The sequence below is a fragment of the Actinoalloteichus sp. GBA129-24 genome, assembly GCF_001941645.1.
GTDB classification, from domain to species: domain Bacteria; phylum Actinomycetota; class Actinomycetes; order Mycobacteriales; family Pseudonocardiaceae; genus Actinoalloteichus_A; species Actinoalloteichus_A fjordicus.
The window spans coordinates 794,575-809,206 of the sequence record NZ_CP016077.1 but is presented as its reverse complement, the minus strand read 5'-3'; the positions used below and the strand labels follow the sequence as shown (position 1 = coordinate 809,206).

Sequence of the window (14,632 nt, the reverse complement as noted above, 5' to 3'; positions counted from 1 at the left end):
GCCCACACCGGCGACTCCGCCGGGCGCGCGATCCCGGCGGGACAGCCGACCGACACCCCGCACGGCGAGGCCTCGGCATCGGCCGCGGACGGACCCGATGTTGCCCGCTCCTCAGTCGTTCGACAGCACCGCCCGACTCATCCGGCCGTACTCCTCACCCTGCGCCAGCACGCCCTCGGCGTAGCTGCGGCTCTCGTTGTAGGTCAGCACCGCCCGCCACCAGCCGGTCGACTCCGTGAGGTCACCGCCCGCATGGCAGAGGTAGCGCGCGGCGGTCAGCGCGGCGTCGTCGAGGTCCTGCGGGTCGGCCACGCCGTCGCCGTCCGCGTCGGCGCCCCAGCGCTTCCAGGTCGTCGGGATGAACTGCATGGGCCCGACGGCCCGGTCGTAGACGGTGTCGCCGTCCAGTTCGCCGCCGTCGGTGTCGCGGATCTCCTTGACGCCGGGACTCCCGTCCAGCGGAAGTCCGATGATCGGTGTCGACGGGCGACCGGTCTCGTCGAGGGTGGCGCCTGCGAAGCGACCGTGATTGGACTCGGACAGGCCGATCCCGGCCAGCACGGTCCACGTGATGCCGCAGTCGGGGTTCTCCATCCGGACGACCTCCGCCGCGTACCCGTAGGCCTCCAGCGCCGCTCTGGGGATGTTGAGCGGGTCGGCCAGGCTGTCCGCCCAGTCGGCGAGCTGTTCCTGCGGCCGCTCGTCGAGCCGCATGGGCCGCAGATGATCCACCGGGGCCACCTCGGGCACGGCCGCTCCCCGATCCGGCGGCGCGTTGCGCGGCATCGCCAGCGCCATGGCCTGGAGTCGGTCGCCCTCGCCCTGATCGGGAGCGCTCATCATGTTGACCACGACGGCGATGACCGCCAGTCCGACGACGGCGACCACGAACCGGGTCCAGCGCCCCCGGGCGGGTGGCTCGGGTGACGGTTCCGGCTCAGACGACGAGATCGACACGAGTACGTCCTCCTAGTCCGCCGCGGGTATGCGCTCGGCTCCGTTCGCCGACCGAGCGCGACCGCCGTCAGGGGTTGTTCCGAAGTTCGCACACGACCCACGAGACGGTAGCCCGTCGACCATCCGGCGAGAATAGACCGAACAGTTCAATGCACTCCCCCGAACGCCGTCACATCGCCCGGGGAAGTGCATCGTGGACCGTGGCCGTCCGGGTCGGTCAGATCGGCGGCAGGGCGGGACGCACCGCCGCAGGTCGCTCGGCGAGGGTCTCCAGCGCGATCCGAACGGCTGTGTCGAGCTGCGGGTCCTCGCCCCGCACCCAGTGCTGGGGAGCTCGAACGACCTCGACGTCCGGGTCGACGCCGTGGTTCTCCATCCCCCAGCCCTGGCCTTCGATCCAGGTCGCATACCTCGGCTGAGTGACCATGGTCCCGTCGACCAACTGGTAGCGCATGTCGATGCCGACCGTGCCTCCCCAGGTTCGGACACCGACCACCGGCCCGAGTCCCAGCGCCTTGATCGCGCCGTTGGCGATGTCGCCGTCGGAGCCGGAGAACTCGTCGGCGACGGCGACCAGCGGTCCCCTCGGCGCGTGCTGCGGGTAGGTCCAGCCGTAGGTCCCGTCGTCGGCGACCTGCCAGCCGATGACCTTCCCGGCCAGCTTCTCCACGACCAGCTGGGAGGTGTGGCCGCCCCGGTTCTCGCGCAGGTCGACGATCAGCGCCTCGCGCTGCGTCTCGACCCGCAGATCACGGAAGAGTTGCGCCCAGCCGAGGGCCTGCATGTCGGGGACGTGCAGGTAGCCGACTCGGCCGCCGGAGAGGGCGCGGACGTGGGCTCGGCGCCGGGCGACCCAGTCCTGATAGCGGAGCGGCTCCTCGTCGCTCACCGGGACCACCACCACCCGACGAGGCGCGGCGGACGGGTTCGTCTCGGCTGCGGACTCGTCGCTGCCCGCCGCCACCGTCGGCGCGTCCTCAGCGGGGCCGATGAGCAGCTCCACGGGCTGATCGGCCGTGCCGACCAGCAGCGGAGCCGGGCCCGTCGTCGGGTCGACCGGCCTGCCGTTCACGGCCAGCAGCAGCTCGCCAGGGCGGGCCGCGACACCGGGCGCGGTCAGCGGCGACCTGGCCTTCGTGTCGGAGGTCTCGCCGGGCAGGATGCGCTCGATCCGCCAGCGCCCGTCGGCCGTGCGGCGCAGATCGGCGCCGAGCAGACCCTGTCGAGACTTCGGGTCGCCCTCGGCATCCCTCGGCAGCACGTAGGCGTGCGAGGTGTTCAGCTCGCCCTGGACCTCCCACAGCAGGTCGACGAAGTCGTCCGCGCTGCCGAGGCGGTCCACCAGCGGCCGATACCGTGCGGTGACCGCCGCCCAGTCCACCCCGCCCATGTCCCGACGCCAGAAGTGATCGCGCATCAGCCGGGCGGCCTCGTCATAGGCCTGCCGCCACTCGACGATCGGCGTCACCTCCACCCGCAGCCGCGCCAGGTCCAGCACGAGGGACTCGTCGGGGCCGGTGCCGTCTCCGGTGACCTTGCGCTCGGCAGAGACGACCCGAGTGGCCGGGCCGTCGGTGACGACCAGCCGGGTGCCGTCGCCGCTGACGCGGAAGTCGTCGGCCCCGTCGACGAGGACCTCCGTCTTGTTGCGGACCAGGTCGAAGCGGATCAGCTCCGACCGCGACGTCGGCGCGTCCACCGGCGACTGCGCGTCGCCCAGGGTTCCGGTGAGCGGTTCCGAGATCCACAGCAGGCCGCCCTTGGCGGCGGCCAACGAGTGGTACTGACCCGCACGAACCGGGAACGGCACGACTCGCTGCGCAAGCCCTGCGACGTCGACCTCGGTGCGGGGCGGCACGTCGACCTCCGCCGAGTCGGCGGCGCCCTCCGGAACGGGACCGGCGGCCCTGCCGTGCAGGCTCGGGCCGAACGGCGAGGGGGTGTGGGCCGACAGCGGCACCAGGTAGGGCCTGCAGGCGGCGATGAACGCCAGGTCGAAGTCGTGCTCGTCGTAGAAGGGATCGAAGGTCCGCAGCGAGAGGAAGGCGAGGTGCTTGCCGTCGAGGGTGAACACCGGTTCGAGGTCGACGAACCGGAGATCGGTGACGTCGACGATCGTGGCGTTCTCATTGTCGGAGCGGCGGAAGAGACGGATTCGGCGCAGTGGGTACGGGCCGGGCTCCGACCAGGCCAGCCAGTCCGAGTCCGGGGAGAAGGCCAGGCCGGAGACGTCGCCCTCCCGGCTGGTGGTCAGTGTGCGGACCGAGCCGTCGGTCAGGTCGACCAGCAGCAGTCTGCCGTCGTGTGCGGCGACGGCCGCAGTGCTGCCGTCGGGTGTGACGGCCAGCTCCAGCACCCGGCCCAGCTCGCCGTGGGCGAGCCGCCGCCCCGGTGTGCCGGGAGTCTCGGACGCCGAGGAAGCCAGCTCAATGGCGTCCTCGCCGTCCGCGTCGGTGATCCACACCGCGCTGACGCCGTCGGACTCGACGCCTGCGGGGATGGCGGGAATCCGGGCGCGGGTTCCCGGCTCGGCTGCCAGCACGGTCGCGGGTCCGTCGAGGTGGGTCAGTCGGTGCACGGTGCCCCGCACCTCGACGACGCTGGACCGCCCGGTGTGGTCGACCGCGAGGGAGCCGAGGTCGCGCGCGGTGTCGATCAGGTGTGGCCGGAGCTGCGCGGCGGGACCACCCGTGCGGACGTCCAGTCGCCGCGCCTCGCCGTCCAGCGAGTCGAGCAGCCACAGCTCGCCCGCGTGCTGGTAGACGATCCTGCTGCCGTCGGAGGTGGCGTTGCGCGCGTAGAAGTCCGTGTGGTGGGTGTGCCTGCGTAGATCGGTGCCCTCGGGCAGACAGGAGTAGACGTTGCCGATGCCCTCGTGGTCGGAGAGGAACGCGACCCGGTCGCCGATCCACAGTGGAGCGACGATGCTGCCTGCCAGTTCGGGGAGCAGCCGCACGAACTCGCCGTCGCCGGTGCGGTCGATCCACAGCCTGCCCGCCGCCCCGCCGCGATAGCGCTTCCAGCGGGCGGGTTCGCTGGCCAGCACCGAGGACAGCAGGACTCCGCCCCCGGTCAGGAGCGCGACACCGGTGCCGGGAACCGACTCCGAGCCTGTGGCGCCTGCCGGTTCCGGACCGAACCGCACTCCGGGAGCGAAGGTGATCTCGCCGACGGGTCCGTAGGGCAGTCGCACGGCGGGGCCGCCGTCCAGCGGCACGGCGTGCAGCCAGGTCTGCCGCATGGAGGGTTCGCCCACCTCCGTCGTCGCTAGGACCAGGGGCTGTTCCCCCGGCAGCCAGCCGCGTACCGAGGTCTTCATGCCGCCCCAGTAGGTGAGCCTGCGGGTGGCTCCGCCCGAGGTCGGCGCGACCTGGACCTCCGGCCTGTCGCCGTCGAGCCTGCTCGTCCAGGCCAGCAGGGAGCCGTCCGGCGAGAAGCGCGGGCCTGCTGCGGGAGCGCGGTCGGCGGACACCCGCCAGGCCCGACCGCCGTCGATCGGCGCCAGCCAGACGTCGTCCTCGGCGATGAAGGTGATCAGCTCGCCATGCAGGTGGGGAGAGCGAAGGTATCCGGCGTTCATCGCTCGACCTTACGCAGCGTGGTCCAACAAGATCATGACAATCCGCTCATCGGCCGTGCCGAATGCACCGAAGCCTTCGCTCGCTCCGGCCAGGTCCGGTCAGCGCTGCGGCGGCCTGCCTGCCGACGGACCGGGGGTGATGTCCAGGACGCGCCGCAGGTAGGCGTCGCGCGAAGGCAGCAGATGCGCTCGGCACATCTCGGCCAGCAGATCGGAGTCCTGATCCTGAAGCGCGCGGATCATCGTCCAGTGTTCGGTGCGGCTGCGTTGCAGGAAGTCCGGCTCGGTGACGGTGACGGACCGGATGGCGTGCGCGATCTGGGCGTGCCGTCGGATCGCCTCCACGAGCACCGCGTTGTCGGACAGCGCGAACAGCAGCTGATGAAAGGTCATGTTGGCCTTGACCACGGCACGGAGATCGCCGTGCTCGACGGCCGTGTCATGCCGGCGCTGGACGTCGATCAGCTCCGCGATGCGGGCCGGGTCGGCCGGGAGGGCGATGAGTCGCGCGCAGTGCACCTCGAGCAGTTCGCGCACGTCGTAGAGATCGCGCACGTCCTTGGCCGTGTAGGCCCGGACGAACGCGCCCACGTGCGGCCGTCGCTCCACCAGGCCCCGGTTCTCCAGGTCGTGCAGGGCTTGGCGCACCGCGTGCCGCTTCGCCGCGAACCGGCTCATCAGCTCGTCCTCGACCAGCCGTTCCCTCGGGTACCGCAGTCCGAGGACGATCTCCTCCTCCATGAGGTCGGCGAGGTCGACCCTGGCATCGGGCACGGCCGAGTTCGGCGAGGTCGCACCTGGCACTGACCGGCACCTCCTTCGATCGATCGCACGCTCTTCCGACGCTGATCAGCCTCTCACGATGCTTGCGCACCGTCCGGAGGCATGGTTCCATGCGGGCATTTCATCGGCGAGATTATCGATAATGAGGTCAATGATGACGGGTAGCGGTCCGGGGCCTGCGGGATTGCGCGGGAAGCTGACGAACTACGGAGACGCCGATTTCGCGCTCTTCCTGCGTAAGGCCTTCATCAAGGGAGCGGGGTACACCGACGACGCGCTGGATCGCACCGTCGTCGGCATCGTCGACACCGGCAGCGGCTTCAACCCCTGCCACGGCAACATGCCCCAGCTCATCGAGGCCGTGAAACGCGGCGTGCTGCTCGCGGGCGGGCTGCCGGTGGAGTTCCCGACCATCTCGCTGCACGAGAGCTTCTCGCAGCCCACCAGCATGTACCTGCGCAACCTCATGTCGATGGACACCGAGGAGATGCTCCGCGCCCTCCCGGTCGACTCCGTCGTCCTCATCGGCGGCTGTGACAAGACGGTGCCCGCCCAACTCATGGGCGCGGCCTCCGCGGGACTGCCCGCCATCACCCTGGTCACCGGATCGATGCTCACCGGATCGCATCGCGGCACCAGGGTCGGCGCCTGCACCGACTGCCGAGGCTTCTGGGGGAAGTACCGAGGCGGCGAGATCGACGACGCGGAGATCGCCGAGGTCAACCCGAGCCTGGTCGGCAGTGTGGGCACCTGCTCCGTCGCGGGCACGGCGAGCACGATGGCCTGCATCGCCGAGGCCGCAGGCGTCGCCCTGCCCGGCAGCGCCACACCGCCCGCCGTCACGGCCGACCGGATGCGCATCGCCGAACTCACCGGCCGACGCGCCACCGAGATCGCCGAGGAGAACCTCACGATCGACAAGATCCTCACCGAGGAGGCCTTCGAGAACGCCCTGCGCGTCCTGCTCGCCGTGGGCGGCTCCACCAACGGCATCGTGCATCTGGCCGCCGTGGCGGGCAGGCTCGGCTTCACCCTCGACCTGGACCGCTTCGACGCGATGAGCAGGCAGACCCCGGTCCTGGTCAACCTCAAACCCGCAGGCACCCACTACATGGAGGACCTGCACAAGGCGGGCGGCGTGCCTCGGCTGCTCGCCGAGCTGCGCGACCTGCTCAACCTGGACGCACCCACCATCACCGGCCGCACGATCGGCGAGGAGCTGGCCGCCGCGCCCGCGCCGTTCCCGCAGGAGGTCATCCGACCGCGTACCGACCCGATCTACCCCTCGGGAAGCATCGCCGTGCTGCGCGGCAATCTCGCGCCCGCAGGCGCCGTCATCAAGCAGGCCGCCGCCGACCAGAACCTGCTCGAGCATCGCGGCCGCGCGGTCGTCTTCGAGAACTCGAAGGACATGGCGCTGCGCATCGACGGCGAGGATCTCGACGTCGAGCCGGACGACGTCCTCGTGCTGAAGAACATCGGCCCGGTGGGTGCCCCCGGCATGCCGGAGGCGGGCTACATCCCGATTCCCCGCAAGCTCGCGCGCCGAGGCGTCAAGGACATGGTGCGCATCTCCGACGGCCGTATGTCCGGCACGGCGGGCGGCACGATCGTGCTGCACGTGTCGCCGGAGGCCGCGATCGGCGGGCCGCTGAAGCACGTCCGCGACGGCGACACGATCCGACTCAGCGTCGCCGACCGGATCGTGGAACTCGAGGTGTCCGACGAGGAGCTTCGCCGCCGCGCCGCCGCGCCGACCGAGATCCCGACGCCGCCGTCGGGCAGCGGGCGGGGTTACCGGCGGCTCTATCTGGAACAGGTCACCCAGGCCGAGGAGGGCTGCGACTTCCGCTTCCTCCAGGCCGAGACCCGACGCGGATCGGTCCCCCGCGAGCACTGATCGGCGGCAGGCCGACGACGAAACGACACATCAACGAGGATGTCATGCAGAGCACTGCTTGGATGTTGACCGCCGCCGGTCTCGCGATAGGCCTGCTTCTCTTACTCGTCATCAAGTTCAAGTTCCAGCCGTTCGTCGCGCTGCTGATCGCAAGCATCGGCTTCGGCCTGTCGACCGGCATGCAGCCCGTCGCACTCGTCGATCTCATGGTCGATCAGATGGGCGGCGCCCTCGGTCAGGTCGCACTCGTCATCGGGCTCGGCGCGATCTTCGGCGAGGTGCTGCAACGGGCGGGCGCCGCCGAGCGCCTCGCGACGACCCTCATCGACCGGTTCTCCGACCGCAACGTCGCCTGGGGGCTGGGCTTCGCGGGGTTCCTGGTGTCGATCGCGGTGTTCATCGACGTCGCGATCGTCATCCTGGTGCCGATGCTCTACAGCATCGCGCGCCGGACCGGCCGGTCCCTGCTCTTCTACGGGATTCCGCTGTGTGCCGGTCTGAGCGTCACGCACACCTTCATCCCGCCCACGCCGGGCCCCATCGCCACCGCCGGGATCATGAACGCCGATCTCGGTCTGGTGATCCTCTTCGGCGTGATCTGCGGACTGCCCGCGATGCTCGTCGCCGGACCGATCTTCGGCCGCTTCATCTCGAAGCGGATCTTCGTCCCGGTGCCCGAGGACATCGCGGCGCCCAGCCCGGTGGTGGCGGGCGGGAGGTCCTCCGATGGCGCGCCCGCCGCCGCGACTCCGGACGCCGACTCGACCTCGGGCTCCGGGCAGTCCGCAGGCCCGACTTCGCCCGGCTCGCCGTCACCCGCTGAGGAGCCCGTCCGAGAACTCCCGAGCTTCCTCTCCGTGGTGGGCGCGCTGCTGCTGCCGCTGGTCCTGATCCTGGGCGGCACCACGGGAAGCCTGCTGCTGCAGGAGGGCAGTGCCCCGCACACCGCACTGGCCTTCATCGGGCACCCGGTCATCGCACTGCTGTTGACCTGCCTCTACACGCTCTACTTCTTCGGCGTGCGGCGCGGCTCGTCCGGCGACGAGCTGCAGAAGATGGCGACCAGGGCCCTCGCGCCCGCAGGCGTGATCATCCTCATCACCGGGGCGGGCGGCGTGTTCGGCGGCTTCCTCGTCGAGTCGGGGCTGGGCGAGGTGCTGGCGGACGCGATGCAGGAGTGGAACATCCCGATCGTGCTGTTCGGCTTCCTGACCTCGGCATTGATCCGGATCTCCCAGGGCTCCGGCACCGTCGCGATGATCACCGGGGCGACCCTGACCGCACCACTGGCCGAGAGCATGGACCTCGGCGGTCCCATGCTGGCGCTGACCTGCATCGCCATCGCCTGTGGCGGCACGGCGTTCTCGCATGTGAACGACTCGGGGTTCTGGATGGCGAACCGGTACTTCGGCATGTCAGTCGCCGACACGCTGAGGTCGTGGACGGTGATGAAGACGGCCGTCGGCCTCACCGGACTGGCGGTCGTCCTGATTCTCAGCCAGTTCGTGTCCTGAGCGGGTCAGCGCCAAGGTCCGGCAGCGCGAACGCGGCGGGGAGGAGCCGAGCCGCCTCGGCGATCGGGTCAGGCCTCTCCCGGCCAGTGTTCTCGCCAGTCCGCCTCGCTCAGCGCGGCCGGGTCCAGTCCGGCGGCCCTGGCCGCGTCCTCCGCCGCACGCACGCGCCCGGCGAATGCGCGGGCGGCGGCCCGCAGCGCATCCTCGGGATCGCCGCCCTCGCGCCGGGCGAGAGCGGCGGCGCGGAACAGTCGCTCGCCGACGGCGTCACCGGCAGGCAGCAGATCGGCGGGCAGTCTCGCCCGCCCGGTGCGCTGGGCGAGCTTCGCCGCCAGGGCGACGGCGGGCTGGCCGAGCGCGACGCCGTCGATACTGGACGTGCGCTGCTTCTCGACCTGCTTCAGCTCCTCCCAGCGGCCCTGCTGGCTCGCCGCGTCGACCACCTCGTCATCGGACTCGGCGAAGACGTGGGGATGCCTGCCGACGAGCTTGGTGACCAGCTCCGCCGCCACCGCGTCCACGTCGAAGGGCTCGTGGGTGTCCTCGGCGGCGATCCGCGCGTGGAACAACACTTGGAGCAGGACGTCGCCGAGTTCTTCCCGCAGGGCAGGCCGGTCCTCGTCCTCCAGAGCCTCCAGCAGCTCATAGGCCTCTTCGACCAGGTATTGGCGCAGCGACAGGTGCGTCTGCTCGGCGTCCCACGGACAGCCGCCGGGCGACCGGAGCCGGTCCATCACCTCGACCGCGTCCAGGAGTCGAGCGCCGGACGGCTCGACGCCGACGACGACCGGGGCACCCGCCTCGGACAGCGCCTCGGCGTGCTCGGACTCGACGACGTCGGTGATCAGCACGATCGCCGCCCGCCGCGCCCGCTCCACCAGCTCGGCGACGGGAGGCGGCACCGCGGCGTCCAGCTGCCGCCGGACCTCCGACGGCAGGCCGGGATCGGCGTACACCTCGGCGGCACCCCGGAGCAGCGTCAGGGCGGCGGCGGGCAGCACGGCGCCGAGCCGTGGCGTGCGGACCACCACGGCGGTGCCGGGCGCGAGGGACGGTGACCCGGGCGGCGGGTTCGTCGAGGTCGTCGTCATGCGGTCGTCGCCGAGAGCCTGCCGGTCAGTCGCGCGGGGCGGACCCGGCCACCGGGAAGATCAGTCCGCCTGCCTCGCCCTCGGACGGCGCCACCTGCACCGTCGTCGGGTCCCACACGCCGTAACGGGGGTTGACCTCGATCTGCGCGTCCTGCGAGGCCGCACCCAGCATCCGGAGACCGAACTGCGCACTCATCGAGGGGTCGACCTGGCCTGCTGCCGCCGGGTCGGCGTTCTCCAGGATCTCGCGCTCGTGGATGACCGCGACCATCCACTGACCGCTCTGCGGCTGGGTCTCGAAGGCGACCACATTGCCCTCGGCGGTGCCGAACAGGGCCGTCGCGGCCAGCGCCGGGCTCTCGGCGGGCGTGAGCGGCTGCTGCATGCCGCCGGGCAGCCCGGCCGCGCTGCTCTCCTCGATGATCTCGGCGACCCGGTCGGGCTCGGCCGCGAGCTGCTCGGCGAGCTCGACCGCCTGCTCGCGGCTGGTGGCCTGCACGAAGTCGAAGACGACCCGCACCCGTCCCAGGTACTCGTCGCCCACCTGGCTCAGCAACAGCTGATCGGTGACGTCGGAACGAAGACTCTCCTCGGTGAAGGGCGTGCCCATCACCGCAGCCTGCGCACCGCCGCTCTGCTCGATCATCGCGTCGACCTCGCGCTCGTCGACCGAGATGCCCTCCTGCTCGGCGAACTCGCTGATCAGGCGATGCCGCACCGAGAGGGTGACGATGCTGCGCGACACGTCGTCGATCTGGCCCTGCTCGATCAGCTGCGAGCGCAGGTCCGGCTCGCGCTCGTAGATCGCGTCGAGCCGGGTCTGCACGTCGTCCAGCGAGATCACCGCGTGATCACCGACGATCGCTGCCGCACCGGTCCTGCTCGGCTGGGTCGAACAACCCGTCAGCAGCAGGCCCGTCACTGCGGAGAGCGCAACGATCAACCGAACGGGGCGTCCCGGAAGAGTCCTCACGAGAACACCCTCTCACGAACGGTTGCCCGCAGATGCGGCAGCCGGCGCCGGAACCCCGGCCATCGCCGAGAGGAAACCCTCCGCCCAGGACAGCAGCGCCTCGTCACGCAGCGGCGGCGCCCCGATCCGACCGCCCGCACCGCCCTCGGTGGGGCGCGGCAGCGAGACCAGCCGCAGCGCAGGCTTGTAGGTCGCCTTCGGGTACAGCCGCTCCAGCCGCACGATCTGCGAGTCCCGCAACTCCATCGGGGCGAAGCGGACCGCGTTGCCCTGCAAGGTCACCTCGGTGACGCCGTACCGGCGGCAGAGCTGCCGGAACGCCGAGACCGCGAGCAGTCGATCGACCTCCACCGGCGGCGGCCCGTAGCGGTCGACCAGTTCGGCCCGCACCGCCGTCAACGCCTCGGCGTCGGCGGAGACCCGCTCGCGGGAGTCCAGCGGCGAGTCGCCCGCCGCCGAGGCGATCTTGCGATACGCCTCCAGCCGCAGCCGCTCCCCCGCCACGTAGTCGTGCGGAATGTGCGCCGTGACCGGCAGGTCGATGCGCACCTCGGCGGGCTCCTCCACCGCGTCGCCGCCCGCGTCGGACCCGGCCTGCTTGCGGAACGCCGCGACGGCCTCGCCGACGAGCCGGACATAGAGGTCGAAGCCGACGCCTGCGATGTGCCCGGACTGTTCGGCGCCGAGGATGTTGCCCGCGCCCCGGATCTCCAGGTCCTTCATCGCCACCGCCATGCCGGAGCCCAGCTCCGAGTTCTGTGCGATGGTCGCCAGCCGATCGTGCGCGGTCTCGGTCAGCGGCTTCTCCGGCGGGTACAGGAAGTAGGCGTATCCGCGTTCCCGTGCCCGGCCGACCCGGCCCCGGAGCTGGTGCAGCTGCGCCAGGCCGAGCATGTCGCCGCGCTCGACGATCAACGTGTTGGCATTCGAGATGTCCAGGCCGGTCTCGACGATCGTCGTGCACACCAGCACGTCGAACTCCCGCTCCCAGAAACCCTGGATGACCTTCTCCAGCCGGTCCTCGTTCATCTGGCCGTGGGCGATGACGATCTTCGCTTCCGGTACCAGCTCCCGAAGCCGCTTCGCGGCCTTCTCGATCGAGGAGACCCGGTTGTGCACGTAGAACACCTGGCCGTCGCGCAGCAGCTCCCGGCGGATCGCCGCGCCCGTCTGCTTCTCGTCGTACTGGCCGACATAGGTCAACACCGGATGCCGTTCCTCCGGCGGCGTGAGGATGGTCGACATCTCCCGGATGCCCGCGAGGCTCATCTCGAGCGTGCGGGGGATCGGCGTCGCCGACATGGTCAGCACGTCGACGTGCGTCCGCAGGGCCTTGATGTGCTCCTTGTGCTCGACCCCGAACCGCTGCTCCTCGTCGACGATCACCAGGCCGAGGTCCTTGTAGCGGATGCCGGTCTGCAACAGCCGATGCGTACCGATCACCACGTCCACGTCGCCCGCCGCGAGGCCGTTGATCACCTCGTCGGATTCCATCTTGTCGGTGAACCGCGACATCCCCTTCACCACCACGGGGAACGAGCGCATCCGCTCGCTGAAGGTGTTGAGGTGCTGCTGGGCGAGCAGCGTCGTAGGTACCAGGACGACGACCTGCTTGCCGTCCTGCACCGCCTTGAACGCGGCCCGCACCGCGATCTCGGTCTTGCCGTAGCCGACGTCGCCGCAGATGACCCGGTCCATCGGCACCGGCCGACGCATGTCCCCCTTGACCTCGTCGATCGCGGCGAGCTGATCGATGGTCTCCGTGTAGGGGAACGCGTCCTCCAGCTCGCGCTGCCAGGGCGTGTCGGGCCCGAAGGCGTGGCCGGGGGCGGACTGTCGGGCGGCGTAGAGCTGGACCAGCTCGGCGGCGATCTCCTTGACGGCCTTACGCGCCCGCGTCTTGGTCTTGGCCCAGTCGGAGCCGCCGAGCCGGTTCAGCGTCGGCAGCTCCCCGCCCACGTAGCGGGAGACCTCGTCGAGCTGGTCCGTCGGCACGAACAGCCGGTCGCCGGGCTGGCCCCGCTTGCTGGAGGCGTATTCCAGAACCAGGTACTCGCGGGTCGCGCCCGCCACGGTGCGCTGCGACATCTCCACGTAGCGGCCGATGCCGTGCTTGTCGTGGACGACGTAGTCGCCAGCGCTGAGGCCCAGCGGGTCGACGGCGTTGCGCCGCCGAGACGGCATCCGCCGCATGTCGCGGGTGGAGGTGCCGCCCCGCCCGCCGGTCAGGTCGGCCTCGGTAAGCACCACCAGCAGCGGGTCCGCCGCGATGAACCCGTCCTCCATGGTGCCGCGCACGATGGTGACGAGCCCGGTCGCGGGCGCCTCGGGCAGTCCGTCGGTGATCAGCCGGACGGGGATGTCAGCGTCCCGGAGCTGCTCGGCGGCGCGCGAGGCCGTTCCCGCGCCGGGAAAGACCAGCACGGCCGCCCCGCCCGCCGCCGTGTGGGCACGCAGATCGGCGAACGCGCGCTCGACCTCGCCGCGATAGGCCTCGACGGGGCGGATGTCGAGCTGGAGGGCGCGCACGCCGCCGACCAGGTCGATCTCGGCGCCCGCGTCGCCGTCCTCGGCGTCGAGGTGAAGCTGGCTCAGCGTCCACCAGGGGCGGCCGGAGGCGGTGGTGTGCTGCTCGATCTCGTCGAGGTCCCGATAGGCGGAGGCGCCCAGGTCGATGGGGGCACCGCCGCCGCCCGCCGCCGCCATCCAAGAGGCCTCCAGGAACTCCTGACCGGTGCGGACCAGGTCGGCGGCCCGGCCTCGGATCTTCTCGGGATCGGCCAGCAGGACGTGGGCCGAGCGAGGCAGCAGGTCGGGCAGCAACGCGAGTTCGCCCTCGCAGAGCGCCGGGATCAGGGCCTCCATGCCCTCGACGGGAATGCCCGCCGCGATCTTGTCCAGCATCTCGGAGAGCTGGGCGTCGGACCGGTGGTCCGCCGCGAGAGCTTCGGCACGGGCCCGAACCGAAGCGGTGATCAACAGCTCTCGGCAGGGCGGGGCGAGCAGCTCCGCGACCGGTTCGGGCAGCGAGCGCTGGTCGGCGACCGCGAAGGCGCGGATCTCGGAGACCTCGTCGCCCCAGAACTCCACCCGCAGCGGGTGCTCGCAGGTGGGCGGGAAGACGTCCAGGATGCCGCCGCGCACGGCGAACTCGCCGCGCTTCTCCACCATGTCGACCCGGCTGTAGGCCAGGTTCGCGAGTCGTTCGACCTGGCTCGCGAAGTCGTGTTCCTCACCGACGCGCAGATGAACCGGCGCGACCTCGCCGAGGCCGGGGGCCAGCGGCTGGATCAGGCTCCGGACGGTCGTGACGACGACCCGCAGCGGGCCGGTGTCCGGCGAGTCCTGCTCCGGGTGGGCCAGTCTGCGCAGCACCGCGAGTCGGCGGCCCACCGTGTCGGCGCGGGGCGAGAGGCGTTCGTGCGGCAGCGTCTCCCAGGAGGGCAGCTCCGCGACCACGTCGCGTCCGATCAGGTCGCCGAGCACGGCGGCGCTCTCCTCGGCCTCGCGGCCGGTCGCGGTGACCAGCAGCACCGGGCGATCGGCGCCCTGCTCCGCGGCCAGCGCCGAGGCGACCAGGGTGCGCAGGGCGGGCGGACCGCCGAGTTCGACGGTGGCCGAGCCCGCCGCGTCGACGAGGTTCTGGAAGGGCTTGCTGCCCAGGAGGGCGGTGAGCAGCCCGGCGAGCGGAGCGGACACGACGGGAGATCTCCTCAGGCGATGACAAACACGACACACCCCTGCCCTGGACAAGGCCGGGGAGGGGTCTCGCCGTCCAGGGTACGGGTGGCGGGCCGCACGGGGCAGCGGATTACCGCCTGCGCCTGCCGTGTC

The 14,632-nt window shown here is 71.2% G+C and carries 8 protein-coding genes; 2 read left to right on the top strand and 6 right to left on the bottom strand.

Annotation, left to right across the window (positions count from 1 at the left end):
• Positions 1-111 precede the first annotated feature (111 nt).
• The 3 genes from UA75_RS03810 to UA75_RS03800 all read right to left on the bottom strand — a co-directional run bounded on the left by UA75_RS03810 (position 112) and on the right by UA75_RS03800 (position 5,341).
• On the bottom strand, positions 112-888 hold the full coding sequence (locus UA75_RS03810; protein WP_232237615.1) for a lytic transglycosylase domain-containing protein: 777 nt from the start codon (positions 886-888) through the stop codon (positions 112-114).
• A 286-nt stretch (positions 889-1,174) separates the two neighbouring features.
• Entirely contained in the window at positions 1,175-4,537 is a 3,363-nt protein-coding gene (locus UA75_RS03805; RefSeq protein ID WP_075738935.1) for a S41 family peptidase, read from the bottom strand.
• A 99-nt stretch (positions 4,538-4,636) separates the two neighbouring features.
• Positions 4,637-5,341: a GntR family transcriptional regulator gene (locus tag UA75_RS03800; protein ID WP_075738933.1), complete on the bottom strand. Its 705-nt coding sequence runs from the start codon at positions 5,339-5,341 to the stop codon at positions 4,637-4,639.
• Positions 5,342-5,471: 130 nt separating this feature from the next.
• Here UA75_RS03800 and UA75_RS03795 point away from each other — a divergent pair, with 130 nt between their 5' ends.
• Together UA75_RS03795 and UA75_RS03790 are read left to right on the top strand one after the other, a co-directional pair.
• Positions 5,472-7,220 carry an IlvD/Edd family dehydratase gene (locus UA75_RS03795; RefSeq protein ID WP_157433975.1) on the top strand — a complete coding sequence of 583 codons (1,749 nt, stop codon included), beginning with the start codon at positions 5,472-5,474 and terminating at the stop codon, positions 7,218-7,220.
• A 44-nt stretch (positions 7,221-7,264) separates the two neighbouring features.
• Entirely contained in the window at positions 7,265-8,734 is a 1,470-nt protein-coding gene (locus UA75_RS03790) for a GntP family permease (protein WP_075738929.1), read from the top strand.
• A 68-nt stretch (positions 8,735-8,802) separates the two neighbouring features.
• On the opposite strand, the gene UA75_RS03785 is transcribed toward UA75_RS03790, so the two are convergent.
• Genes UA75_RS03785 through mfd form a run of 3 tightly spaced genes read right to left on the bottom strand, consistent with a single transcriptional unit; the run spans position 8,803 to position 14,497 of the window.
• Positions 8,803-9,825, bottom strand: a complete 1,023-nt coding sequence (locus UA75_RS03785) for a MazG family protein (protein WP_075738927.1) — start codon at positions 9,823-9,825, stop codon at positions 8,803-8,805.
• A 25-nt stretch (positions 9,826-9,850) separates the two neighbouring features.
• The gene (locus UA75_RS03780; protein ID WP_075738925.1) at positions 9,851-10,798 is read right to left on the bottom strand and encodes a SurA N-terminal domain-containing protein; all 948 of its coding nucleotides are present in this window, start codon (positions 10,796-10,798) and stop codon (positions 9,851-9,853) included.
• A gap of 12 nt (positions 10,799-10,810) precedes the next feature.
• Positions 10,811-14,497, bottom strand: a complete 3,687-nt coding sequence (mfd, locus tag UA75_RS03775) for a transcription-repair coupling factor (RefSeq protein WP_232251154.1) — start codon at positions 14,495-14,497, stop codon at positions 10,811-10,813.
• Between the last annotated feature and the right edge of the window lie 135 nt (positions 14,498-14,632).